A 607-nucleotide genomic window follows, 5' to 3' on the forward strand; every position below is an offset into this window, starting at 1 on the left:
TCGTCGTAGAGGCCGTCCTTCATAATCGCCCGGCCGGGCCTGTTGAACTGGTCGAGCGTGTCGGCGAGACGGACATTACCGTGGCGGCGCATGATGAAGGCCATCGCGTCCGGATCCTGGCTCCGGAAGATGGAGGGAAAAGTGCCGCGCTCCGGCTTGGCCCTGAACTGCTCGAGCTTGTTTAGGCTCACTAGCGATGCATGGCGAAACTCGCGGCGACCTTCCTTGAAGATTGACGTGGCGGCGCTGATATCCGCTCTGTCCACGAACACGGCTTCCCGGTCGCGGCCGAGGAGCGCCTCGGCGGCTCCTACCCACTCGGGTTCGGCGACTTCGATGATGTCGCAGAGTACGCGCGGGACCATTCCCCCCTGCCGCAGCCTGCGGCAGAGGAGTTCAGTGTCGTCGCCGAGATAGGCGCGCGCCCCTCCGGCGGCGTGCTGTCGGATCCGTTCGAGCACCTCGTCGCGCCTGCCGCGGAGGCCGGAAAGCTCCGCGATCATCGTTTGACGCGCTTCGTCGATCTTCGGCAGCCATTTCGCGCCGCTTGCCGCGAAGGACTTCTCGGCCGCGGTGACCTCGTCGGAGACGCCCCCGATGTCGGCCT

1 pseudogene is annotated in these 607 nt (G+C 66.1%); it reads right to left on the bottom strand.

Annotation, left to right across the window (positions count from 1 at the left end):
* Positions 1–607: pseudogene (locus XI08_RS09830) on the bottom strand (SbcC/MukB-like Walker B domain-containing protein); the annotation flags it as partial.

It is taken from the genome of Bradyrhizobium sp. CCBAU 11361 (assembly GCF_028128935.1).
In the GTDB taxonomy this organism is placed as follows: Bacteria; Pseudomonadota; Alphaproteobacteria; order Rhizobiales; family Xanthobacteraceae; genus Bradyrhizobium; species Bradyrhizobium niftali.